The organism is Rhizobium skierniewicense Ch11 (assembly GCF_023757665.1).
GTDB classification, from domain to species: Bacteria; Pseudomonadota; Alphaproteobacteria; order Rhizobiales; family Rhizobiaceae; genus Agrobacterium; species Agrobacterium skierniewicense.
Map to the genome: position 1 here is coordinate 246,522 of NZ_RXPG01000021.1, position 23,350 is coordinate 269,871.

The following is a 23,350-nucleotide window of genomic DNA, read 5'->3' on the forward strand; positions in this document are numbered from 1 at the left end:
GATATCAGATCTCTGCAGAGAACGTATCGCAATCTTCGATACGACCTTTGTCGAAGCCACGGCGGAACCACTCGGCGCGCTGGGCGGATGTCCCGTGATTGAAACTGTCAGGCACGACATAGCCCTGCGACTGCTTCTGAAGCGTATCGTCGCCAATCTGGTGTGCGGCGTTCAGAGCCTCTTCCAGATCACCCGTTTCCAGAAGACCCTTCTGCTGGGTGGATTTGCCCCAGATACCAGCGTAACAATCCGCCTGCAACTCAACGCGCACCGACATCTTGTTGGCATCGGTTTCACTCATGCCCTGTCGCTGACGGTTGAACTCGGGCAAGACGCCGGTCAGGTTCTGGATGTGGTGACCAACCTCATGCGCGATCACGTAGGCCTGGGCGAAGTCGCCGGATGCACCGAAGCGCTGATCGAGTTCGCGGAAGAAATTGGTATCCAGATAGACCTTGCGGTCCTGCGGGCAATAGAATGGGCCGCTGGCCGAAGATGCGGTTCCGCAACCCGAGCGCACCTGGCCTGCGAACAGAACCAGAGTGGGCTTTTCATAGGTTTCGTTCGACGCGGCGAAAATCTTACCCCAGGTATCTTCCGTCTCAGCTAGGACGGTTCTGACAAAGGCGGTGGTATCGTCGCTGGACTGACCCTGAGGCCGCGTTCCGGTGCTCTGCTGGCTACCGCTATCAGTGGAAACGTCGCCCCCAGACAGAAGCGTCAAGGGGTTGATGCCAAGCGCCCAGCTGATCAGCAGAATGACGACAAGGCCGCCAATACCGATGCCGCCGCCCCGACCGCCACCGGTCGGCAGGCGGAAACCACCGCCACCGCTACCCGCTGACATGCCACGTCTATCTTCAATATTGTCGGATTGTCGCCGCCCGCGCCACTGCATGCCAGTCTCCCCATGAATGCGACGCTATAACGCAAACGAGAGCAATCCGTTCCCCGACATCAACTTTGCGAGAACACATAGGCCCCGCCCTTTTTCAGCGCGCGCTGGTAAGCGGGCCGTGCGCGGATGGTTTCGAGGAAGCGCCGGATCCCCGGCTGATCGGCCGCACCCGCTGCACGGCTCATGGCTGCTTCCACCGGAAAGCTCATGGCTATATCGGCACCCGTCAACTCGCCTCCGGCAAAAAAACCGTCCCTGGCGAGCTCCGCTTCCCAATAGGCCGTATGGTCTGCCAGTTGCGGATCGACGAGTTTGCTGGAAACGCCTTTCGAAATCAGCTGCGCCACGGGCCGCAGGAAGAACGGAACCTGGCTGGGTATGCGCGAGAACAAGAGCTTCAACAACAACAACGGCATGGCTGATCCCTCGGCATAGTGCAGCCAGTAGACGTAGCGTCTGTAGTCGTCCCCGCCCTTCTCGGGTCTGAAGGCGCCCTTTCCATAGGTATCAATCAGATATTCGATGATGGCCCCGCTTTCCGCGTATATCTTGCCGCCATCTTCGATAACAGGAGATTTGCCGAGTGGATGCACCGCTTTGAGGCTCCTGGGCGCGCGCATGTCGGGCCCTCGGGCGTAGGTTTTGACGTCATAGTCAAGACCGAGCTCCTCAAGCAGCCAGAGAATGCGGTGTGCGCGGGAATTTTCGAGGTAATGGACGGTGATCATGGTGCCCTGTTCTATTGTTTTAGAAACCAACGTAATTCATTCAAATAACTCTACGTTTTTACAAGCGGAAAGGATCATCCCGCAACGCATGTATAGAGAGGACTAATTTTCCTGTCAGAAACCGAAGATTCAGGGTTCCGTTCGCCAAAACATTTGCCTATAAGCCGCTTCTAGCCTGAAAACATCTGAATTGCGCGCCCGACCGGTGATGATTCATCGTGGCCGGTTTTTTGCGCAACAAAAAAGCGGAACGAGAGCTATGCCGAAGCGCGAAGATATCAAGTCCATCCTTATCATCGGCGCGGGTCCGATTGTCATCGGTCAGGCATGCGAGTTCGACTATTCCGGCACACAGGCCTGTAAAGCGCTGAAGGAGGAAGGCTACCGCGTCATCCTCGTCAACTCCAATCCTGCAACGATCATGACCGACCCTGGCCTGGCGGATGCGACCTACATCGAGCCGATCACACCGGAAGTCGTTGCCAAGATCATCGCCAAGGAGCGCCCGGACGCGCTGCTGCCAACCATGGGCGGCCAGACAGCGCTGAACACTGCGCTCTCGCTCAAGCGCATGGGTGTGCTGGACCGCTACAATGTCGAAATGATCGGCGCAAAACCCGAAGCCATCGACATGGCTGAAGACCGTGCCTTGTTCCGCGAAGCGATGAAGCGCATCAATCTGGAAACGCCTAAGTCGATGTTGGCCAACGCCACCGACATCAAGGACGCCGACCGCAAGACGCATGACGCTGCACGCGCAGAGCTGAAAGCAAGGCTTTCCGGCCCGGATTTGGACAAAGCGCTCGACAACCTCGAAAACCAGTGGAACCTCGGCGAGACCGACCGCAAACAGCGCTACATCAGCCACGCTCTTGCCGTCGCCGCGCAGGCGATCGACGTCGTCGGTCTGCCCGCCATCATCCGCCCGTCCTTCACCATGGGTGGTACCGGCGGCGGCATTGCCTATAACCGCTCGGAATTCTTCGAAATCATCGGCGGCGGTCTTGATGCCTCGCCCACCACCGAAGTGCTGATCGAAGAATCGGTTCTCGGCTGGAAGGAGTATGAGATGGAAGTGGTCCGCGACAAGGCGGACAACTGCATCATCATCTGCTCCATCGAAAACATCGACCCGATGGGCGTCCACACCGGCGACTCGATTACCGTCGCCCCTGCCCTGACGCTGACCGACAAAGAATACCAGATGATGCGCAACGCATCGATCGCGGTCCTGCGCGAGATCGGCGTGGAAACCGGCGGCTCGAACGTGCAGTTCGCGGTCAACCCGAAGGATGGCCGTCTGGTCGTCATCGAGATGAACCCCCGCGTGTCTCGCTCGTCCGCGCTCGCCTCCAAGGCCACCGGCTTCCCGATTGCCAAGGTCGCGGCGAAGCTTGCTGTCGGCTACACGCTGGACGAACTTGACAACGACATCACGGGCGGTGCAACGCCTGCGTCCTTCGAACCGTCCATCGACTATGTCGTGACCAAGATCCCGCGCTTCGCCTTCGAGAAATTCCCGGGCGCGTCGCCGATCCTGACCACTGCCATGAAGTCGGTCGGTGAGGTCATGGCGATTGGCCGTACCTTTGCCGAATCCATGCAGAAGGCGCTGCGCGGTCTGGAAACCGGCCTCACCGGTCTCGATGAAATCGAAATCCCCGGCTATGAAGAAGGCGAAGGCTCCAAGAACGCCATCCGCGCCGCGATCGGCACGCCGACGCCAGACCGTCTGCGCATGGTTGCCCAGGCGCTGCGCATGGGCATGTCCGAAGCTGAAGTGCATGAAAACTCAAAGATCGATCCATGGTTTATCGCCCAGTTCAAGGCGATCGTGGACATGGAAGCCCGCGTGCGCGAGCACGGCCTGCCAACGGACGCTGAAAACCTGCGCTCGCTGAAAGCCATGGGCTTCTCCGACGCCCGCCTTGCAAGCCTCACCAAGAAGCGCCCCAAGGAAGTCGCCGAGCTTCGCAACAGCCTCAACGTGCGCCCGGTTTTCAAGCGCATCGACACCTGCGCTGCCGAATTCGCCTCGCCGACAGCCTATATGTACTCCACCTACGAGACGCCATTCGTCGGCCAGCTACGCTCCGAAGCGCAGGTATCCGACCGCAAGAAGGTCGTCATCCTCGGCGGTGGCCCGAACCGTATCGGCCAGGGCATCGAGTTCGATTATTGCTGCTGCCATGCCGCCTTCGCATTGAAGGATGCGGGCTTCGAAGCCATCATGATCAACTGCAACCCAGAGACCGTGTCCACCGATTACGACACCTCCGACCGGCTCTATTTCGAGCCGCTGACGGCTGAAGACGTAATCGAAATCATGCGGGCCGAGCAGGAAAAGGGCGAACTGGTCGGTGTCATCGTTCAGTTTGGTGGTCAGACACCGCTAAAGCTCGCCGAAGCGCTGGAGAAGAACGGCATCCCGATCCTTGGCACAGCGCCGGATATGATCGACCTTGCCGAAGACCGCGATCGCTTCCAGAAGTTGCTGATGAAGCTCGATCTGAACCAGCCGAACAACGGTATCGCCTACTCGGTCGAGCAGGCCCGCCTCGTCGCATCCGAAATCGGCTTCCCGCTGGTCGTACGCCCGTCCTACGTTCTGGGTGGTCGCGCCATGCAGATCATTCATTCGGAAGGCCAGCTCCAGACCTATCTTCTCGATACGGTTCCCGGCCTCGTGCCCGAAGATATCAAGCAGCGCTACCCCAACGACAAGACCGGCCAGATCAACACGCTCTTGGGCAAAAACCCGCTGCTGTTCGATAGCTACCTGTCCAACGCCGTCGAAGTGGACGTGGACGCACTATGCGATGGCGAAAACGTTTTTGTTTCCGGCATCATGGAGCACATCGAAGAAGCCGGTATTCACTCTGGCGACAGCGCCTGCTCGCTGCCATCGCGCTCCCTGTCTAAAGATGTATTGGACGAGTTGGAACGCCAGACGACGGCTATGGCCAAGGCGCTCAATGTCGGCGGGCTGATGAACGTGCAATATGCCATCAAGGACGGCAAAATCTACGTCCTGGAAGTCAACCCGCGTGCTTCGCGCACCGTGCCTTTCGTGGCAAAGACCATCGGCGCGCCGATTGCCAAGATCGCAGCCCGCATCATGACGGGTGAGAAGCTGGACGTGGCGATCGCGGCTTATGGCGAAAAGCCAGACCCGCGCAACCTCCAGCACATTGCCGTCAAGGAAGCCGTCTTCCCGTTTGCTCGCTTCCCTGGTGTCGATATTCTGCTCGGACCTGAAATGCGCTCAACCGGCGAAGTCATGGGCCTCGATACCGATTTCGCTCTGGCCTTCGCCAAAGCGCAGCTGGGTGCGAGCGTCGATCTGCCACGTTCCGGTGCAGTGTTCGTTTCCGTTCGTGACAACGACAAGGAACGGGTCCTGCCCGCCATCCGTCATCTGGTTGAAATCGGCTTCAGGGTTCTTGCGACCGGTGGCACGCAGCGCTTTCTGGCCGAACAGGGCATCAATGCCGAGAAGATCAACAAGGTTCAGGAAGGCCGCCCGCACATCGAAGACGCCATCCGTAACCGTCAGGTTCAGCTGGTCATCAACACCACCGACAGCAACAAGGCGATCTCCGATAGTAAATCCCTGCGCCGCGCAACGCTGATGCAGAAAGTGCCGTATTACACGACGATATCAGGTGCAGAATCTGCCGCACTCGCCATCAAGGCATTGAAGGCAGGCAACCTGGATGTACGGCCTCTGCAAAGCTACTTCGCGTAAGCATGGAAATCTCCACGATACCAAAGGGCGCGTCAATGACGCGCCCTTTTCCTTTTCAATTTGGACACTCAGTGCGCGGCATTTGTAGCCGCCACATCATTAAGCTCCGACATGACATCATCCGACAGAACGAGATCGGCTGCTGCGAGATTTTCGTGCAAATGCGCGACCGACGACGTTCCAGGGATGAGCAGGATGTTGGGCGCTCGGCGCAAAAGCCAGGCAAGAGCAACCTGCATCGGCGTTGCCTCCAAACGCTTTGCAACGTCCGACAGGGCCGATGACTGAAGCGGACTGAAGCCGCCCAGCGGAAAGAACGGGACATAGGCAATACCGTCCTTCGCCAAGCTGTCGATCAAGGCGTCATCCTGCCGATGCGCCAGATTGTACATGTTCTGAACGCAGACAATCTCAGCGATCCCCCGCCCCTCGGCGACCTGAGCAGGCGTGACGTTGCTAAGGCCGATGTGGCGAACCAGACCCTGCTGCTGCAACTCTACGAGTGGCGTCAGCAACGGTTCTATGGAACCTTCTGCCGGTCCATGGACATCGAACATGACACGGAGGTTGACGACATCGATGACGTCAAGGCCGAGGTTACGAAGATTGTCGTGGACGGCATTCGTCAACTCTTCAGGCGAAGAAGCGATGGTCCAGGATTTGTCTTCTCCACGCTTGGCACCGATCTTCGTGACGATGACGAGATCGTCCTGATAGGGATGAAGTGCCTGGCGGATCAACCGGTTGGTGATGTGCGGTCCGTAGAAATCGGAGGTATCGATGTGGTTGACACCCGCTTCCACGGCAGCGCGTAGAACCGCAAGAGCGCTTTCACGATCTTTCGGTGGGCCAAACACACCGGGCCCTGCAAGTTGCATGGCGCCGTAGCCCAGACGTTTGACCGTGAAATCTCCGAATTTGAACGCTCCGGCTTTATCGATGGTGATCATGCTTTTTCTCCTGATGGTCTAACGGCAGGATAGCTGCTGTCGCAGTTCAAGATAATGGGGTACGGTGAGGACGGACTGTGCGGGATCACGGACAATGAAAATTAATCTGGACGATCCCAAGATTTTTGTCGCGGTGGCACGTGCAGGCGGTTTCCGCGAAGCGGCGCGGATCGCAAGCAGCAGCCCTTCAGGGATGAGCGACGCCGTTCGCCGGTTGGAGGCCGAACTCGGTGTGCGCCTCTTAGAGTGTTTCCTTGTTGAATGGAAACAGTTCTGTTGGTTCAAACGGGATCGACTGCTTGTCCGGAGGGCGCGTGGCGCAGCCTTAGCATACGGCCAAGCCGTCCGGGCAGGCAGATGGCCCGTTTCAACCAACCCGGAGGGCCGGGCATCTTTCCGCCAGGACAAAGGCGATCGGCTCGACCGTACCTTAGGGTATGCCCTTCGCCAATCGCCTTTGTCCTGACGAAAATCTGCTCCGGCAGAACGTTTCCATTTAACAAGGAAACGCTCTAAACCGCACGACCCGCAGTGTCTCGACGACGGAGGCCGGACGGGGTCTGCTTGCACGACTGACGCCGGCCTTGAACGAGGTGGAAGCAGCGCTTGATGTTGTCAATGGCTTTCGCGACAAGCCCGCCGGTACGCTGAGGCTCAATGTGCCAGTCAGCGCTGCAAGGCTGGTGCTGCCAGACATCGTCTCACCGTTTCTCGCAGCCTATCCAGATATTCACCTCGAAGTCATCACCGATGAAAGCTTCGTCGATATTCTGGCGGTAGGCTGCGATGCAGGTATCCGTTATGATGAGCGTCTCCAGCAGGATATGATCGCAGTGCCCATCGGGCCACGCACCCAGCGTCTCGCAACCGCCGCCTCCCCGTCTTATCTCAGACAGTTCGGCCGACCCGAACATCCCCGGGAGCTCCTCAGCCACGCCTGCATCCGCGGTCGCTTCGCCAGTGGCTCCATCCCGCCATGGGAATTCGAGCGCGATGGCGAGGTCATCCTGATCGAGCCCAACGGGCCATTGACCGTACGCATCGGTGGCGCGACGGACCTTGGCGTCGACGCTGCGGTGGCCGGTACCGGCATCATCACGCTTTTCGAAGACTGGCTGCGCCCCCATTTCGACAGCGATACGCTTGAGCCAGTGTTGGAACCCTGGTGGCAGCGCTTTTCCGGACCATTTCTCTACTATCCCGGCCGACGCTTGGTGCCTGCTCCTCTGCGAGCCTTCATCGATTTCGTCAAAGCCGCCAATGAACGCAACGTATCACCCGCCTCAAGGCGAGGGTCTAGCCGACAGACGACATAGTCGTGCCTCTGTTCCTGACGACGTCCATCAACCTGCGGATGGACTGCATGTCTTCGCGATATCGCTGAAACTCTTGCGCCTTCTTTTGTTCATCGGGAATGCGCAACAGATAAGACGGATGGACCGTGACGAACAACGTCCTGCCGCCCTCCATCGGCATCGGCCTGCCGCGAAGGTCGGATAGCTTTTCACGCAATTCGGTCAAGGCAAAGACAGCCGTAGCCCCCATGGCAACGATGAGCTTGGGCTGGACCAGATCGATCTCCCGTGTCAGCCACCAGCGACAGCGCTGCACCTCGCCCGCATCCGGGCGCTGGTGAATCCGCTTTTTCCCACGTGCCTCATATTTAAAATGTTTGACGGCGTTGGTGACATAGAGTGACTGGCGGTCGATGCCGGTTTCTTCCAACACCTGATCGAACACCTTTCCCGCAGGTCCAACGAACGGGCGTCCGGCCAAGTCCTCAAAGTCGCCCGGCTGCTCTCCGACGATCATAACCTCGGCATCGCCAGGCCCTTCGCCGAACACCGTTTGCGTCGCCTTGCAATGCAGCGAACATAGCGTGCAGCCTTGTGCTTCGTGCTTCAATCCTTCCAGCGTCTCGGCATCCGGCAGGACGGGAGCCGGTTTGCTGTCTGCGGCCGCCTGAAGACGATGGTGAAACAGTTGTGGCACAGTCGCAGCCTTTGCTCCCATTTCCAGGACACGCCGCTCGGCGTTCAAGATGAGATCCGGAATAAGCTCCGCTTCGGGAAGGTTTTTCCAGTATTTCTTCGGCATTTCCGCCGTCATCGCCTTGATCTTCAGCCGCGCCGGATTGAAAATATTGGCATAATAGGTGCGCCATAGCTCATCCGTTTCGTCGGAAAGATCGGGCTGTTGCGCGGCAAATCTTGATGTTTCCAATGTCTCGCCGTCCCAACGTGCGGAACCCTTAGGCGTCAGGATCATCCAATCCATGTCGGTAAAGCGCCGCTGGAAGAATGACGCCTTGCGTTCGACGATGAAATGGTCGGGCTCGAACCACGCCATGAAACGCCTCCTCCCGACAACACCAGGTGACAAAGGCACTTCCTTGAAGCGCACGAAGGCCGTCATCTTGTGGCTGTCACGACGAACAGATTTCTCCATCTTTCGTGCTTCCACCACATCGGGGTCAGACTTGAATTCCAGCAAGGCCCTGTCCTGACACAAACGCCAGAGAAGGCGGTAGAGCAGCGCAAAGCGGGTCGGATCGCTGTGGCAGATGATGGTTTGCGCCAACGGCATGAAGGCCGCAGGCACATTCACGCTGCTAGCACCGTCGATCTGTGGAACACGATCTCCCTCTTCGAACCCGAAAAGACCAGCCTCCTCGCCTTGAAACCGCCATTCGATCTCATGCGGGGCAATATTGGCAGACAGGAAGTTCCGCGCAGCATCCCGCCACTCGGTAAAATCTCCCCGCCCCTCCAGTGACACCCTGAACATTACAGCAAAGACAATTGTTCGGGCTGCGGTGCAAACATGGCACGCAGATCAGGGCGCTCCGTCAACTTGCCCGGCGTCCATCCGCCTGCAACCACAAAGGCCTTCACCTTTTTCAACGACACTCCGAAGCGCGCGATATCTTCCAGTCGCAACTGCCGGAAACGGCGCGACGACAGAATGGATTTGACCGTCTTGGTACCAAAACCCGGCACCCGCAACAGCATTTCCCGGTCAGCTGAGTTCACATCGACAGGAAATTGTTGCCGGTTCGCCAGCGCCCAGGCAAGCTTTGGATCAATATCGAGATCCAGCATGCCATCCTTCTGGGTGGACGCGATTTCATCAATATCGAAGCCATAGAATCGATAGAGCCAATCGGCCTGATACAGCCGGTGTTCCCGCATCAAAGGCGGCTTGATCAAGGGCAGATTTTTTGACGAATCAGGAATGGGACTGAACGCCGAATAATAGACGCGTCGTAACCCGTAGCTCCCATACAGACGCGCACTCGTGGATAGAATCGTCGTATCGTTGGCACCATCGGCTCCGACAATCATCTGGGTACTCTGGCCGGCAGGCGCAAATTTCCTCACCCGCTTCGTTTGCAACGTCGGTTCGCCCGCCTCTTCGATCTTAAGGCGAATATCTGCCATGGATTTGCGGATATTGATTGGCTGCTTTTCTGGCGCAAACTGCCCGATACCACTATCTGTTGGCAGCTCGATATTGATTGACAGACGGTCGGCATAAAGGCCCGCTTCTTCCACGAGACGCGCCGACGCCTCGGGAATGGATTTGAGATGGATATAGCCCCGGAAGCCGTGCGTCACCCTTAACTCTCTCGCCACACGAACCAGTTCTTCCATTGTGTGGTCAGACGAACGAATGATGCCGGAGGACAGAAACAGCCCCTCGATATAATTGCGCCGGTAAAACTCCAAGGTCAGCCACACCACCTCTTCCACCGTGAAACGCGCCCGCTCCACATTGCTGGAGGAACGGTTGATGCAATAGGCACAGTCGTAAATGCAGAAGTTGGTGAGCAATATTTTCAGCAGCGAGATGCAGCGGCCATCCGGTGCATAGGCATGACAGATACCAGAGCCCTCAGTCGATCCCAACCCTCCCGACGCGGACGAGTTACGCTTCGTCGTGCCGCTCGAGGCACAGGACGCATCATACTTAGCGGCGTCGGATAGAACTGCCAAACGGTCTTTTATTGACTTTTTCATACATATGTTCACTATATGTTCTTGATATCTGAGTCAATGTTGAAATATGATATGTCGGTGAATTTACGAGAGGTTAAAACCTTCAAATGTGCTGGCCTTTCACTCCCGTCTTCTGATATAGTATGGGAAATTGTGATTTTGACATGGTTCCGTGGTTTTGCTCCGGAACCTGTTTCTTTTTGTGTCTGCGGGTATCGCAGCTTGAATGCGAAGGAAGAAAAAATGGTAGAAAAAGTACCAATGACTCAGGGTGGTTTCGTCAAGTTGCAGGAAGAATTGCGCTTTCGTCAGCAGGAAGAGCGTCCCCGTATTATCGAGGCTATTGCTGAGGCACGTGCCCATGGCGACCTGTCCGAAAACGCAGAATATCACGCTGCCAAGGAAGCACAGAGCCACAATGAAGGCCGTGTTGCGGAACTTGAAGACCTGACGGCACGCGCCGAGGTTATCGACCTGTCGAAAATGTCCGGCACGACCGTGAAGTTTGGTGCGACCATTAAGCTTGTGGATGAAGATTCCAACGAACAGAAGACCTATCAGATCGTCGGCGATCAAGAAGCAGACGTCAAACAGGGCCGCATTTCCATTTCCTCCCCGATCGCCCGTGCGCTGATCGGCAAGGAAGTTGGCGACAGCATCGAGGTGAATGCACCCGGCGGTTCGCGCGGCTACGAAATCCTCTCCATCAACTGGGGCTGATCAAAGCTCTTTCTCAACGAGATCCCGATTTTGCCCCATGTCGACTTGGCTGACGCCCGGGTGCTTGCTCCGAATTTTAAGCGCAGGCTCTCCGGCGTAACATCCACCATTATCCAGCTTGTGCCTGTGCAAAACAGGAAAGGGCAAAAAGTGGTAGCCATCGGCCCAGGCCTGCCGAACAGCCTGCCACATATTCGCTTTCGCGATTTATGGCAGCTTTGGCAAAGGGGTCCGGATCAAAGGCCACGCATCTGGCACGCGCGGCGAAATATCGAGATGCTCCCAGGCATTATCATGCGCGATATCTTGCGCATGAAGGTGAAGCTGGTTTTCACGTCTGCATCTCAACGCAAGCACAGCGGCTGGACGAAATTCCTGGTGTCACGCATGGATGCGGTGATCGCGACGAGCAACAAGACAGCTTCGTATCTCGACGTTCCCTGCACCGTGGTGACGCATGGTATCGACACCGAACGCTTCTCGCCGCCGGTCGACAAAGCAGTGGCAAAACAAGCTCTTGGCCTCGATAGCACCCCAAAATATATCGGCTGCTTCGGCAGGGTGCGTCACCAAAAGGGGACTGATCTTTTCGTTGATGCGATGATTCAAATCCTGCCGCAAACGCCGGCTTGGTCAGCGATCATCGCCGGGCGCGCAACCGGACCACATGTGGAGTTTGAAAACGGTCTGAAAGAGAAAATCCGCGCCGCAGGCCTCTCAGACCGGATTTTGTTCGTTGGAGAACACACCGATATCAATGAATGGTATCGCGCCCTCGACCTCTTTATCGCGCCCCAACGTTGGGAGGGTTTTGGCCTGACACCGCTGGAAGCCATGGCGACAGGCGTGCCGGTCATTGCAACCGATGTGGGTGCCTTTCCAGAACTCATTACGCCTGAAACAGGCGAGGTCATCGCGAGAGACCAGCTGGACGTGATGATCACAACTGCATCGCGCTGGTTGAATAACGACACCAAATTGACGAAAGCGTCCATCGCTGCGCGTCAACATGTGAGCGAACACTTCACGATCGACGGTGAAGCCGAACGGATCGGACATCTTTATGATACGGTCAGGGCTTCCGCTTGAAGAGCTCGATATAAGACGAAGCCACAGCCTCCTCTGAAAACTGGTTCATCAACGTTTCGTAGCCGCCGTCGACAACCTGCTGCGACAGCACCTTGTCATTCAAAAGATTGCTGATGGCTGACGCAAAACTCGTTTCGTCATCGATTTCCGCTAGCAGGCCGTTTCGACCATCTTGCATGAACCAAAGTGGCCCCTCGGATTTGGAGGACACAACCGGCTTTTTCTGCGCCCAAGCCTCTAGAATAACGTTACCCAGCGGCTCGTGGCTGGAGGGCATGACGAAGACGTCGGCGGCTGACACATAGGGGCGCGTGTCATCTTGCCAGCCAAGAAAGCGAACGCGCTGACGCATACCGCGCGCATCGATCTGTGCTTCCAGACGTTCCCGCTCCTCGCCATCGCCGGCCAGCCAAAGATACACACCCGGCAAGGCAGCGACCGCATCGATCAGCGTGTGAAATCCCTTGCGTTTCACGAAGCGCCCCATGCTCATCACCACTGGTGCTCCGTCAGGCGTATCGAGAGCGGCGCGCGACACCGGCGCGATGACCTGCGTGTCGGTGAAATTGGAGATGATTTCCACGCCGCGTGTCCACCCTAATGCCCGAACATGGTCGCCAATGCCGGGCGTATTGCAGACAAGGATGTCCGAATTTTTGAAGTAATCCAGCTTGGGTGGGTAGTCGCCGAGGCGAGAAAGCTTGATGCATCCTTTATAGTTGGGCATCAATTCGCTGGCCCGCGGTGCCCACGCCATGAGCGCATCCGGTTTGGACGTCTGCGCCATGGCACGAACTTTGATGGGAAGGAGGATCCGATCCAATGAGAGATTACGGAAATTACTTTGCGTAATACGCGCCACCGTCTCGATATCTTTGCGCCAGACCCGATTTTTGCGAATGACGCAGCTCTGCTCAACTCCGCGTTTTGCCAACGCATTGACGAGATGGACGAAGAAGCGTTCCGCTCCACCATCTTTACCGAAATGAAAATGGCAGACTTTCACTTGTTTGCCGCCTTTTCAAACAGTTGCATGTAGGAGGCGGTAATCGCCTGCTTGGAGAAGCGGCTGCGTGTTGTTGCATATCCACCCTCGATAAGCGTGTCACGAAGGTCCGGGTCATCCCGGAGCCGAGTGATGGCAACGCGCAGACCCTCTTCATCGCCACAATCCACCATCAAGGCATCGACTTGGTCCGTCATGACGAAAGACGGACCTTCGGCACGAAACGCCACCGTCGGCTTGCCCGCCCCCCATCCTTCAAAACAGACGTTCCCGAGCGGCTCGTGCAAAGATGTAATCGCGAAAACATCTGCCGCATTGAGATAGGCGTAGGCGTCGGTCTTCCAACCCGGCAACTTGATACGCTCATGCAAACCAAGCTCGTCAACCAGTTTGACCAGTTCCTCGCGCTCTGGCCCGTCTCCCAAAAGCCAGAGATAGGCACCGTCTATTTCTTTGATCGCGCGGATGAGATGCGCGAAGCCCTTGCGCTTGACGAAACGTCCCATGGCAACGACGACGAAAGCGTTCTGTGGCGTATCAAGCGCACTCCGGGCGATCGGCGGAACGGGTGTCGCATTGCTGAAATTGGGAACAACCTCGATACGGCGTGTCCAGCCCATGCGTTTCACGCGATCGGCCATATCAGGCGTGATGCAAACAAGAACTTCGGAGTTCCGGTAGTAATCCAGATGCTCAGGGTAATCCCCAAGCCGGGAGATCCGAAGGGCTGTTTTGACGTTCGGCATGAAGCGGCTGGCCCGCAATTGCCACGTCATGATCACATCGGGCTTGAACTCTTTGAGGATGCGCTTGAGACGCCATGACAGAAGAAACCGCGAAAGCGAAATGCGTCTGAAGACACCTTCGTAAACAATGGCAGTCTTTTCGATTGCCGTCTTCCAACTCCGGTCGGGGCGGATCAAAACACGCTGTTCCACTCCCTTTTCGCCTAAGGCATCGACGAGATTCACAAAAAAGCGTTCTGCACCTCCGTCTTTTCCGAAATGAATGTGCAGGACTTTCATTTTGTATTCCTCCTGCGCTCCATGTCATCGACATTGGGCCGTCGCTTCAGCGCATGACGCTGATAAATCTTTGCCTGCGTCAAAAACGCATAGATAGCGCCCGTTGTCGCTTCAATGAAGCCAGGAACTCCGCAGCGCCAAAGACCATTGTGGAAATATAGGCGCAGGAAATAGAACAAAGGCGAGAATATCAAATCTAGAAGATGCGCGTCACGCCCTTCATCCAGCTTCTGGTCGGCCTTTAACGTCGAATATTTATTTTCTTTCAGAACCTGCTCATCGAGGATGAGAGGGCGGTAGTGCAGCAAACTTCCCTTTTCGGCTTCCTTCACGTCACCATCTGGTACAATACCCTCATGCACCCTCTGAGTAAGATCGTAGGAACCTCTGCCTCTTCGTATCAGCCGCAGGTTTTTTCGTTCGCGCACATATTCGGGTGTGTAGCCGTAGCCGATAAGATAAGGCCTTCGGGCAACGCGCCAGCCCACAATCGTATCAGGCGCAGATAAGAGTTCCGGCAATGCGGTTCGCAAGGTGACATCCAGCCGTTCGTCCGCATCGATGTTGAAGCACCAGGGCTGCGTGCACTGATTCAAGGCAAATTGCTTTTGCCCGGCGTACCCCCGCCAAGGCTCGAATATGAACCGGATCGGCCAGCCTTTGTCGATGTACGATTGTACAAGTGCCTGAGTACCATCCGTGGACCCAGAATCTACAATCACAATTTCCGCGCATTGCTCAAGGCTCTCGATGCAGTTGCCGAGATAAGCCTCTTCATTCAGGCAGATGATGAAGGCGGAGAGATCGAGTTTTTCATGCATCGCGGGCAACAATGGATTGAAGATAAACCGTTTTTCTGTCCCGTGCGACGACGGAATAATCACAATCTTGTTTCAGATGAAGCAATAAAGCGTCGATCTGCTCCTGTCCAACGATGTGAGGATGAAGCTCTACGATGATATGGCGAATATTTTTAAGAGACGGCAGAGCGAGCAAATCGATCTCTGCGCCCTCGACATCCATGACGAGAACGTCCGGATCGATTTCGTCAAGAACAGCATGAAACGCGACACTTTTAACCACCGTTTTGCGGTCGTTGCGCTGCCTGTCGTAGACACTCGAGGAAATCACGTTATCACTTTGATAGAAGACCACGTCCTGGCCATCCGTCGTGACAGCCCGCATTGTCAGTGTTGGCGTCAATGCATTGAGCGCATGGTTCTTTCGAATGATGGCTTCCAAAGATGCATTCGCCTCGTAGCAGAATACGTTCTCTTCACCCACGATCCGTGCAGCCAGCAAGCTGATAAAGCCGATGCCAGTACCAATCTCCAGCACGCGCATCCCCGGCTTCAAAAAAGTCAGCAGAAGGTTTCGCTCGGTGTCTTCGTATTTGTCCCGAAGCAGTTCCTGTCGGACATTTTCGGGTATCACACCTTTTTCAATGACAATCTCCAGGCCTTCAACGGTTATGGATTTTGCATTGACCAATTCGAGGAAACGCCTCTTGGCAGAGCGTAAGATTTTCTTCACTAAGACACCTAGAACGTGAGTATCATGCCGGGAGGCCCAATTGTCCCGTAAATCTGCGACATCAATTACCCGCACTAGGCGACCAAGCAAAGGTTTTGTTACGTAAAATTCTGCTTTTGTGCTACGCGCTGCTAAAAAGTGACCTAAATTCGGTGAAGAACACTCTCAAGCGGAACCTTCGAGCCTCATCGGCCGAATCTCTTTTGCAAAAATGCTGGACAGCGCGATTTAACACAACGTCATCAAGAATTCGACCGGACACAACATTTGGTTTACAGGCGAAACAGCGGCTAGCAAAATGCGCTGTTCGCTTTTTCCTTCCGAGATCATCGAATGCCATACCTTCCAAAACTTACGGAAATTCCGTCGCGAAGCTTTATCGACACGTTGAAAACGACATACGAAACCTGGCGAATTGCTGCGAGAGAAAAAAGATCTCGTCAAAAGGTGCCGATGGATTTGGCAAAGCAAAGCACCCGTCTGAGTGACAGTGGCTGTGATGTCGTCGTCATATGCCACAACGACATGCAATTGATTTCTAAGTTCCTCGATCATTACAGGTCGCTCGGCGTATCTCGCTTCATCGTTGTGGATGACGCGTCCACCGATGGCACGCGGGAATTCCTGCTGGACCAACCCGATGTCGACCTCTGGACATCGCCAATCCGCTACTCTCAAGCGAGGCGCGGGCGACAATGGCGTGAGCAACTATTCGACATTTACGGCAAAGACAAATGGTATGTAAACGTCGATTCCGATGAGTTTCTGATCTTCGCAGACAGCGAGACCCGCTCGATTTCCGATTTGATAAAAGCATTGGAAGCTGCGGGCGACAAACGTCTGGCTGCGCCAATGCTGGATATGTACAGCGATCTTACGGTTGGCGATGACAACCCTGACGCCCGCCCTTGGCAGATTTCGAACCTTTTGGATGTGGAGGGCTACGATCTGACAATCGGGAAGCGTGGCGTCAGCATCAAGGGCGGCCCGCGAAAACGCAGGTTCGGCGAAGAAAACGAATTGATGAAATACCCCGTCATTTATTGGGACGAGAGCTGCTATTTCGGTAGCAGTCCTCACAGGCCTCTCCCATATGGCCGAAACTTTCCGAAAACCTGGGGTGTGCTGTTACACTTCAAGTTTTTCGTCGATTATAAAGACAAGATTGCGGAAGCCGTTCGCGAAAAACAGCACTTCGGCGGCTCGGCGCACTATGTGAAGCTGCTGGAGGAAATCGAGCAGAAGGGTGCCATTGACCTTTATGATGAAAGCGTCTCGATCAAATTCACCGGCTCCAAACAACTCGTCGATCTCGGTTTCATAACGCCGATAGACTGGAAGTAGGTTAAAGCGCCTACACTTGAACGAGGCCGACACGCTTCACCTGGCGAATGGTGAGCATCGTACGCACCGTATCCACATGCTCATCGGCAGTCAGCACTTCGATGACAAAGTCCTGGAACTGGGTGAGGTTTTCGGCCACGCAGTGGAGCAGGAAATCGCTGTCACCGGAGACCATCCAGGCTTGACGAACCAGTGGCCAATGCTCGGTCACGGCAGCAAAGCCCTTGAGGTTGGTTTCAGATTGCCGCTTCAGGCCCACCATGCAGAAGGCCACGAGATCGAAGCCGAGCTTGGGCGCATTCAGCATGGCGTGGTAGCCTTCGATGATACCAGCCTCCTCCAGCTTGCGGACCCGTCGCAGACAAGGAGGAGCGGAAATCCCGACGCGGTCTGCAAGGTCGACATTCGTCATGCGTCCATCGAGCTGTAATTCACGCAGTATTTTTAGATCGATGGCATCAAGTTCAACGCTTGCCACTATGCTCTTCCTTAAGTCATCTGGACTGCTTCCTTCTACTCTTCGCGACGGGATTCGCAATAATCCTTCAACACCGCGACACAAAATTGCGTGTTCGAGGCCCTATGCCCTGTTGGTAACGCACGGCTGCCCTTGAATATCTGCACTGGACCCTCTTAAATACCACCCATTGAAGGGGTGGGCCGTGGTTGAGCTATCACATCGGCTCCCAACTCCCACTTCCCTGTTTTGAAAGGAACGTTTCATGTCCGCCCGTCACGCAAAGGTCCTCATCATCGGCTCCGGTCCTGCAGGTTATACGGCCGCGATTTATGCCGCACGCGCCATGCTGAATCCGGTCCTGATTGCCGGTATGGAACAGGGTGGCCAGTTGATGATCACCACCGACGTGGAAAATTATCCAGGTTATGCGGATCCGATCCAGGGTCCGTTTCTGATGGACCAGATGTTGAAGCAGGCAACGCATGTGGGTGCCGAGATCGTCAATGACCTCGTCACCGAGGTCGAGACGACCCGTCGTCCGTTTACGGTGAAAACCGATTCCGGCGCCGTTTGGACAGCCGACACACTGATCATTTCCACCGGTGCCAAGGCCAAGTGGCTCGGCATCGAAAGCGAACAGCAATTTCAGGGATTCGGCGTTTCCGCTTGCGCCACCTGCGACGGTTTCTTCTATCGCAACAGGGACGTGATCGTGGTCGGCGGTGGCAACTCGGCCGTGGAAGAGGCACTCTATCTCTCCAACATCGCCAAGACAGTGACGGTCGTTCACCGTCGCGACAGCTTCCGATCCGAGAAAATCCTACAGGAGCGCATTTTCGCGAAGGAAAACGTCAACATCATCTGGAACAGTGAAATCGCCGAAATTATTGGCACACCTGCCAAGCCGCCAATGCCACCATCGGTTACGGGCGCTCGTATTCGCAACACGAAAACCGGAGAGATGACCGAAATGCCGGTTCACGGCGTCTTCGTGGCCATCGGTCATGCGCCTGCGGTCGAACTCTTCAAGGACAAGCTGAAACTGAAGCCGAACGGCTATATGTGGACGGCACCGGATTCTACAGCCACCAACGTCGATGGCATATTTGCAGCTGGTGACGTGACCGATGATACCTACCGGCAGGCGATTACGGCCGCTGGCATGGGCTGCATGGCCGCTCTTGAGGCGGAAAGATTTCTCGCAGCGCAAGCTCCGCTTGCGGTTGCCGCTGAATAGGAAGGGTACGACCCGCATGCCTATGCCATTGGACTGGGACAAACTGCGCATATTTCATGCGGCAGCCGAAGCAGGCTCGTTTACACACGCCGCAGACAAGCTGCATCTGTCCCAGTCGGCCATCAGCCGGCAAGTGAGTGCGCTGGAGCAGGATGTCGGCGTCAAGCTGTTTCACCGTCACGCACGCGGGCTTATCCTGACCGAACAAGGCGAATTGCTCTATAGAACCGCGCATGATGTTCTGCTGAAGCTAGAAACCGTCAAGATGCAGTTGACGGAGACGACGGAAAAGCCCAGTGGCAAGCTGCGTGTCACCACCACCGTTGGCCTTGGCCAAGGATGGCTGACGGACAAGGTGCAGGAGTTTCTTCAGCTTTACCCAGAGATGTCGATCCAGCTCATCCTCGACAATGAGGAACTGGATGTAAACATGCGCCACGCCGACTGTGCCATTCGTCTGCGCCAACCGCAGCAATCGGATCTCATTCAGCGCAAGCTGTTTACCGTGCATATGCATGTCTACGCTGCCCCCTCCTATATCAACCGCTATGGAGAGCCGCAGTCGATCGAGGACCTCGATACCCACAAGATCATTTCCTTCGGCGAACCGGCGCCCAACTACCTTCTGGACGTCAACTGGCTGGAAAATGCCGGTCGCTCTTCCGACAACACACGCATTGCGCATTTGCAAATAAACAGCCAGACATCGATCAAACGGGCCTGCCTGCTGGGAATTGGTATTGCCTGCCTACCGGACTATATCGTCGGACGTGATCCTGGCCTCATCCAGCTTTCTCTACCCGCAGATATTCCATCGTTCGACACCTATTTCTGCTACCCGGACGAACTCAAGAACGCCGCGAAACTGAAAGTTTTCCGGGATTTCGTCGTCGCAAAAGCCCGCAACTGGAATTTCTGATTTCTGCGAGAATCAGAAATAAGCTTAAAACCGTTTGAAATCATGACATTATTAGAACCGCCTTTTGCAGAAAGCAGCAGGTTCACGTCATCGATTTGCGAAATAAATATGACAGCGAATGAGAGTGATGCGCGGGACGCAGGGCTGTCGTGCACAAAAAAGAGTTGAATGCTGCCCAAAAAAGCAACATATCGCACACAGCTGATGCACACGGCGGCTTTTCCTCCCAGTTCCGCCGCGTCAGCTGTTCCCCTCTGGAGGTTATTTAACCTTCACACTTATAAGGGCCCTGGAGCAATCCGGTGGCCCTCTTTTTTTACCCGCAACAATTTTCTGCCAAACAAGCCATTTACGACATGAATAGCCCTTGTTGTCGGCACCTTTGCTTTCCATATTGAAGTCAGCTGTTGCAGATGCTTTTGGTGTCGGGCAGCTGTTCCCCTCTGGAGGTTTTAACCTTCAAACTGTCAGGCCGCGGAGAAATCCAGCGGCCTTTTTTTTGCCCAGCAAAATTAAAAGAAGCACGACCCTTGATATCGAGTTTTGTCGATATAAATATCGGTACGGATAGATACACGGAAACGAGATGAACCACGAAGACGCGTTGAAAGCCATTGCACATCCCATGCGGCTGAAGTTCCTTGAATGGTTGAAAGAGCCAGAACGGCATTTCAACCAGGCACATCCTTTCACAATGGGGGTGTGCGCTCACCAGTTTGAGATCAGTGGCCTGTCCCAATCGACGGTATCCTCCCACCTCGCAGCCTTGCAGGCAGCAGGATTGATACGGTCGCGCAAGGTAGGGCAATGGAACCTCTATGAGCGCGATGAGGAAAACATCGAGACGTTTCTGACCTATCTGAACCAGAAGCTTTAGGTGCCGTTCAGGCACTCTCTACCAACCAGAAGAGAAAGCACGATCCCATGACAAAACTGTTCGAGCCTGCACAGGCAGGCGATATCGCACTTGCAAACCGTGTCGTAATGGCCCCACTGACGCGTAACCGTTCACCAGGTGCCATTCCCAACAATCTGAACGCGACCTATTACGAACAGCGCGCAGGTGCCGGCTTGATCGTAACAGAGGGAACGCCGGTTTCGCAGCAGGGGCAGGGTTACGCAGACGTGCCCGGTCTCTACAAGCAGGAAGCAGTCGAGGGCTGGAAACAGGTCACCGACGTGGTACACAAGGCTGGCGGCAAAATCGTTGCTCAAATCTGGCATGTGGGCCGCATTTCCCACACATCGCTTCAGCCCCATGGTGGCCAGCCGGTTGCTCCGTCTCCGATAAAAGCCAAATCGAAGACCTACATTATCAATGATGACGGTACCGGCGGTTTTGCAGATACGTCCGAACCAAGGGAAATCGGCCTGAATGAGATTCCGCTCATTCTCGATGATTTTCGCACCGGCGCACGCGCAGCGCTCGATGCTGGCTTCGATGGCGTCGAAATCCATGCGGCCAATGGTTATCTCATCGACCAGTTCCTGAAGTCAGGCACCAATCAGCGCACAGACCAGTATGGCGGCTCAATCGAGAACCGTGCACGCTTCCTGCTCGAAGTGGTCGACACGGTTGCCAAGGAAATCGGCGCTGGCCGCACCGGCATTCGTCTGTCGCCGGTCACGCCTGCCAACGACATTTCCGAAGACAACCCGCAGCCGCTGTTCGAATATGTGGTCAAGGAACTGGGAAGCCGTGGTCTCGCCTTCATCCACGTGATCGAAGGTGCGACCGGTGGTCCGCGTGACTTCAAACAGGGCGACAAGCCGTTCGACTATGCCGCGCTGAAGGCCGCCTACACCCATGCAGGTGGCAAGGGTCTCTGGATTGCCAACAATGGTTACGACCGCGAAAGCGCTATCGCTGCGACTGAAAGCGGGAAGGCAGACGCCATCGCGTTCGGAAAGGCCTTCATCGCCAATCCGGACCTCGTCAAGCGCCTGAAAGACGACGCTCCACTGAACGAGCCGAACCAGCAGACATTCTATGGTGGTGGCGCCGAAGGTTACACCGACTACCCTGCCCTCGGCTGAACTGACAACCAGCGCTGCGTCCTTCATCTGAGGGCGCGGCGCTTCTTTTGTTTGCCGCTGTCCGTCAGGGCAAGGTATCAACCACTTCGGCTTCCGGCCTGTCACCGCCCTGGCTGTGTTCGACATGCCAGCGTCCGCGCTCATCCTGATAGTAGATTTCCTCGTCCTCGCCGCCAACCTGCTGCTCTGCAGCCGCGATGCGGGCGGCTTCCACGGCATCCGCATGCGTGTGAAATGCTTCGGAATAGGCCCCGTTCATCCGGTAAGCCCAGCCGCCGTCGTGCTCGACAACTTCATATATAACTTTGGTCATGTACACCTCCTCCAGATAGATTGAAGGCCAGTGGCAACCTTTGCCGCAACCGTGCATTGAAGGACCAGAGTACGGCTTTGTTGCCATGTCCTTCAACCACTATCCTACCAAAATGCCAAATGTGCAAACCCTGCCTATTACGGCGCATCGCCCACCAATCAGATAGTCATACGGAAGGGCAACCATGTCAGTCGCCAAAACGCTGAAACGAGAGCGCATGCTGCTTGCGGCAGTCCCCTGCGCAGTTGCCGCCTATTTTGCCGAACATGTTTTTCTGGATGGCAGCAAAGCACTGTCCTTCCTGATTGCGGCCGCCCTCATCGCGGTCATCATCCTCGTGTCCATGCGGGTAGCACACCATGCGGAAATCCTTGCCGCCAAAGTTGGGGACCCCTATGGGACGATGATCCTGACACTGTCGGCCGTGGCCGTCGAGGTTTTGATCCTCGCCATTATCATGAGCGAATCCTCGTCACCCACCTTGGTGCGCGATACCATTTATTCAGCCGTCATGATCGATATAAACGGTATTCTGGGGATTGCCGCCTTGCTTGGCGGGCTTCGCCACGGAGAACAGCCTTACAATGATGATTCCGCTCGCACCTATGTCGTCATGATCCTGACCGCCATGGGCATTTCGATGATCGTGCCGGAATTCATACCAGAGGCGAAATGGCATTATTATTCCATTTTCACCATCGGTGCGATGATTGCGCTTTATGGCATGTTCCTCAAGATGCAGGTGGGTCCGCACAGCTATTTCTTCAGCTACAGCTATCCACGCAGCGAACGCAAGAAATCGGCGAAGGACGTGCAGAAGGCCCAAGCGGAACAGGATGAAGAGGGACCGGCCTCCTACTCCATTGCCATCATCCTCATCGGCGTGGTGCTGATCGGCGTTCTCGCGGAATTCATGTCCGCCTTCCTCAGCCACGGACTGGAAGGCAGTGGAGCGCCGCCTGCTTTGATGGCTGTCGTTGTCGCCACGATTTCGGCGGCTCCCGAAATCATGACCGCAATGCGCTCTGCCCTGCGCAACCGCATGCAGTCGGTCGTCAACATCGCCATGGGTGCATCGCTTTCAACCGTCATTCTGACAGTCCCTGTCATGGAAGGCATCGCACTCTATACGGGTCAGCCCTTCGTCATGGCGATGACGCCAGTACAAACGGTCATGGTCTTCATTACCCTGTTTGCGGCCGCCATCAATCTTAATGACGGTGAGACGAATGCCATTGAAGGCATGACCCATTTCATCCTGTTTGCCGCATTTCTGATGCTGCTGTTTCTCGGGCTATGAAACAAAAAAGCCCGACATCGCTGCCGGGCTTTCTGCTCATTCGAT

The 23,350-nt window shown here is 55.7% G+C and carries 21 protein-coding genes and 1 pseudogene; 11 read left to right on the top strand and 11 right to left on the bottom strand.

The window, feature by feature from the left end; translation table 11 throughout:
* Positions 1 to 4: 4 nt before the first annotated feature.
* A complete protein-coding gene (gene ypfJ / locus EKM04_RS15385; RefSeq protein ID WP_174153587.1) occupies positions 5 to 898 on the bottom strand; it encodes a KPN_02809 family neutral zinc metallopeptidase in 894 nt (297 codons plus the stop codon).
* Positions 899 to 957: 59 nt separating this feature from the next.
* Complete coding sequence (locus EKM04_RS15390) at positions 958 to 1,626, bottom strand: glutathione S-transferase family protein (RefSeq protein ID WP_183895317.1); 669 nt, start codon at positions 1,624 to 1,626, stop codon at positions 958 to 960.
* A gap of 259 nt (positions 1,627 to 1,885) precedes the next feature.
* On the opposite strand from EKM04_RS15390, the gene carB reads away from it, so the two are divergent.
* Entirely contained in the window at positions 1,886 to 5,374 is a 3,489-nt protein-coding gene (gene carB / locus EKM04_RS15395; RefSeq protein WP_183895315.1) for a carbamoyl-phosphate synthase large subunit, read from the top strand.
* A 68-nt stretch (positions 5,375 to 5,442) separates the two neighbouring features.
* Here carB and EKM04_RS15400 read toward each other — a convergent pair whose 3' ends face one another.
* The gene (locus EKM04_RS15400; protein ID WP_183895313.1) at positions 5,443 to 6,324 is read right to left on the bottom strand and encodes an aldo/keto reductase family oxidoreductase; all 882 of its coding nucleotides are present in this window, start codon (positions 6,322 to 6,324) and stop codon (positions 5,443 to 5,445) included.
* A gap of 94 nt (positions 6,325 to 6,418) precedes the next feature.
* On the opposite strand from EKM04_RS15400, the gene EKM04_RS23170 reads away from it, so the two are divergent.
* Both EKM04_RS23170 and EKM04_RS15410 read left to right on the top strand, forming a co-directional pair.
* Positions 6,419 to 6,790 (top strand): helix-turn-helix domain-containing protein, encoded by a 372-nt coding sequence (locus EKM04_RS23170; protein WP_412762964.1) that lies wholly within the window; start codon positions 6,419 to 6,421, stop codon positions 6,788 to 6,790.
* 46 nt (positions 6,791 to 6,836) lie between these two features.
* Positions 6,837 to 7,640, top strand: a pseudogene (locus EKM04_RS15410) (LysR substrate-binding domain-containing protein); the annotation flags it as partial.
* Here EKM04_RS15410 and EKM04_RS15415 read toward each other — a convergent pair.
* The gene (locus EKM04_RS15415) at positions 7,621 to 9,111 is read right to left on the bottom strand and encodes a UdgX family uracil-DNA binding protein (RefSeq protein WP_183895311.1); all 1,491 of its coding nucleotides are present in this window, start codon (positions 9,109 to 9,111) and stop codon (positions 7,621 to 7,623) included. The pseudogene EKM04_RS15410 and the gene EKM04_RS15415 overlap by 20 nt on opposite strands.
* Positions 9,111 to 10,343, bottom strand: a complete 1,233-nt coding sequence (locus EKM04_RS15420; protein WP_183895309.1) for a putative DNA modification/repair radical SAM protein — start codon at positions 10,341 to 10,343, stop codon at positions 9,111 to 9,113. Before EKM04_RS15420 ends, EKM04_RS15415 begins: the two co-directional genes overlap by 1 nt.
* Positions 10,344 to 10,565: 222 nt before the next feature.
* On the opposite strand from EKM04_RS15420, the gene greA reads away from it, so the two are divergent.
* Positions 10,566 to 11,042, top strand: a complete 477-nt coding sequence (gene greA / locus EKM04_RS15425) for a transcription elongation factor GreA (protein ID WP_174154076.1) — start codon at positions 10,566 to 10,568, stop codon at positions 11,040 to 11,042.
* Positions 11,043 to 11,072: 30 nt separating this feature from the next.
* On the top strand, positions 11,073 to 12,131 hold the full coding sequence (locus EKM04_RS15430) for a glycosyltransferase family 4 protein (protein ID WP_183895307.1): 1,059 nt from the start codon (positions 11,073 to 11,075) through the stop codon (positions 12,129 to 12,131).
* On the opposite strand, the gene EKM04_RS15435 is transcribed toward EKM04_RS15430, so the two are convergent.
* From EKM04_RS15435 to EKM04_RS15450, 4 genes are read right to left on the bottom strand one after another with little or no spacing between them, the layout of a single operon-like run.
* Positions 12,115 to 13,137 (bottom strand): glycosyltransferase, encoded by a 1,023-nt coding sequence (locus EKM04_RS15435; RefSeq protein WP_183895305.1) that lies wholly within the window; start codon positions 13,135 to 13,137, stop codon positions 12,115 to 12,117. The two genes, EKM04_RS15430 and EKM04_RS15435, sit on opposite strands and share 17 nt — an antisense overlap.
* On the bottom strand, positions 13,134 to 14,162 hold the full coding sequence (locus EKM04_RS15440; protein ID WP_183895303.1) for a glycosyltransferase: 1,029 nt from the start codon (positions 14,160 to 14,162) through the stop codon (positions 13,134 to 13,136). Before EKM04_RS15440 ends, EKM04_RS15435 begins: the two co-directional genes overlap by 4 nt.
* On the bottom strand, positions 14,159 to 14,983 hold the full coding sequence (locus EKM04_RS15445; RefSeq protein WP_183895680.1) for a glycosyltransferase family 2 protein: 825 nt from the start codon (positions 14,981 to 14,983) through the stop codon (positions 14,159 to 14,161). The genes EKM04_RS15440 and EKM04_RS15445 overlap by 4 nt, the downstream gene beginning before the upstream one ends.
* Complete coding sequence (locus tag EKM04_RS15450) at positions 14,976 to 15,770, bottom strand: FkbM family methyltransferase (protein ID WP_183895301.1); 795 nt, start codon at positions 15,768 to 15,770, stop codon at positions 14,976 to 14,978. Before EKM04_RS15450 ends, EKM04_RS15445 begins: the two co-directional genes overlap by 8 nt.
* A 312-nt stretch (positions 15,771 to 16,082) precedes the next feature.
* On the opposite strand from EKM04_RS15450, the gene EKM04_RS15455 reads away from it, so the two are divergent.
* A complete protein-coding gene (locus EKM04_RS15455) occupies positions 16,083 to 17,039 on the top strand; it encodes a glycosyltransferase family 2 protein (protein WP_183895678.1) in 957 nt (318 codons plus the stop codon).
* 10 nt (positions 17,040 to 17,049) lie between these two features.
* Here the strand turns inward: EKM04_RS15455 and EKM04_RS15460 are convergent, their stop codons facing one another.
* Positions 17,050 to 17,517: an Lrp/AsnC family transcriptional regulator gene (locus EKM04_RS15460; protein ID WP_174153604.1), complete on the bottom strand. Its 468-nt coding sequence runs from the start codon at positions 17,515 to 17,517 to the stop codon at positions 17,050 to 17,052.
* Between the two features lie 244 nt (positions 17,518 to 17,761).
* Here EKM04_RS15460 and trxB point away from each other — a divergent pair, with 244 nt between their 5' ends.
* The 4 genes from trxB to EKM04_RS15480 all read left to right on the top strand — a co-directional run bounded on the left by trxB (position 17,762) and on the right by EKM04_RS15480 (position 21,692).
* Positions 17,762 to 18,736: a thioredoxin-disulfide reductase gene (gene trxB / locus EKM04_RS15465; protein ID WP_174153605.1), complete on the top strand. Its 975-nt coding sequence runs from the start codon at positions 17,762 to 17,764 to the stop codon at positions 18,734 to 18,736.
* A gap of 22 nt (positions 18,737 to 18,758) precedes the next feature.
* Positions 18,759 to 19,655, top strand: a complete 897-nt coding sequence (locus tag EKM04_RS15470; RefSeq protein ID WP_045228700.1) for a LysR family transcriptional regulator VtlR — start codon at positions 18,759 to 18,761, stop codon at positions 19,653 to 19,655.
* A 586-nt stretch (positions 19,656 to 20,241) separates the two neighbouring features.
* A complete protein-coding gene (locus tag EKM04_RS15475; protein ID WP_174153606.1) occupies positions 20,242 to 20,532 on the top strand; it encodes an ArsR/SmtB family transcription factor in 291 nt (96 codons plus the stop codon).
* Between the two features lie 47 nt (positions 20,533 to 20,579).
* On the top strand, positions 20,580 to 21,692 hold the full coding sequence (locus tag EKM04_RS15480) for an alkene reductase (RefSeq protein ID WP_183895299.1): 1,113 nt from the start codon (positions 20,580 to 20,582) through the stop codon (positions 21,690 to 21,692).
* Positions 21,693 to 21,756: 64 nt separating this feature from the next.
* On the opposite strand, the gene EKM04_RS15485 is transcribed toward EKM04_RS15480, so the two are convergent.
* Positions 21,757 to 22,005 carry a DUF2188 domain-containing protein gene (locus EKM04_RS15485; RefSeq protein WP_183895298.1) on the bottom strand — a complete coding sequence of 83 codons (249 nt, stop codon included), beginning with the start codon at positions 22,003 to 22,005 and terminating at the stop codon, positions 21,757 to 21,759.
* Between the two features lie 184 nt (positions 22,006 to 22,189).
* Between EKM04_RS15485 and EKM04_RS15490 the strand changes: the two genes are divergently transcribed.
* Complete coding sequence (locus tag EKM04_RS15490; protein WP_183895296.1) at positions 22,190 to 23,305, top strand: calcium:cation antiporter; 1,116 nt, start codon at positions 22,190 to 22,192, stop codon at positions 23,303 to 23,305.
* The last annotated feature ends 45 nt before the right edge of the window (positions 23,306 to 23,350 follow it).